The organism is Clostridium sp. CAG:43, from assembly GCF_000434655.1.
Taxonomy (GTDB): Bacteria; Bacillota; Clostridia; order Lachnospirales; family Lachnospiraceae; genus Otoolea; species Otoolea fessa.
In genome coordinates this window covers 1-1,000 of the sequence record NZ_FR895109.1, presented here as the reverse complement: position 1 = coordinate 1,000, position 1,000 = coordinate 1, and the positions used below count along the sequence as shown (strand labels likewise).

The 1,000-nt window shown below is 54.8% G+C and carries 1 protein-coding gene; it reads left to right on the top strand.

Going from position 1 to position 1,000, the window contains the following annotated elements; all coding sequences use genetic code 11:
- A partial coding sequence (gene cbiB / locus QVO97_RS10360) for an adenosylcobinamide-phosphate synthase CbiB (protein ID WP_288189631.1) occupies positions 1–813 on the top strand: 813 nt, incomplete at its 5' end.
- Between the last annotated feature and the right edge of the window lie 187 nt (positions 814–1,000).

The window sequence follows — 1,000 nt, the reverse complement described above, 5'->3', positions numbered from 1 at the left end:
GGGGAACGCCGCGCGGGCGTTCTTTTTGTGTGTCTGGTGCTGCTTGTGACAGGCAGTGTGGCAGGCGCAATCCTCTGGATTTCCCGTCTGGGCGGCATCTGGATTCAGACAGTAGTCGAGGCGGTCATGACTTACTATCTGCTGGCGGCGCGCTCCCTGCGGGATGAGAGCATGGCGGTCTGCCGGAAGCTGGAGGCGGGAGATACCGAGGGAGCCCGCTATGCAGTGTCGATGATTGTCGGGCGCGATACGAAACCTCTTTCAGAGGCGGGGATCGCACGGGCGGCAGTTGAGACGGTAGCGGAAAATGCGTCGGATGGAGTGATTGCGCCTTTGTTTTATCTGGCGATCGGAGGTCCGCTTCTTGGCTGGCTGTACAAGGCAGTCAACACGATGGATTCGATGGTCGGATATAAAAATGACAAATATCTGCATTTTGGACGCGCGGCAGCAAAACTGGACGATCTGGTAAACCTGATTCCGTCGCGTCTGGCAGCGCTTTTATTGATAGTATCTGCATACCTTTTACGATATGACGGAAAGAATGCTTACCGTATCTGGCGGCGTGATCGCCGGAACCACAAAAGCCCAAATTCCGCGCAGACCGAGTCGGCATGCGCCGGCGCGCTGGGCTTGCGACTGGCGGGCGATGCCTGGTATTTCGGCAAGTTAGTTCCGAAGCCATATATCGGTGATGAGATACACCCGATTGAACCGCAGGACATCCGTCGTGTCAACCGCCTGATGTATGGAGCGGCGGGAATCATGGGACTTCTGGCACTGGCGGTACGGGGCATGATTTTGTTTTTATAAGAGAATAGTGTGAAAAAGAGAGAACAACAGGGAGGAAGCATCTATGCCATACACGCACGGCGGCGATATTTACGGTGATGCAGCCGTAGAGTTAGATTTTTCAGTCAATACAAATCGTCTCGGAATGCCGGAGGCGGTCCGTGATGCTGTGATAGCATCGACGGCTGCATGGGAACAATATCCGGAT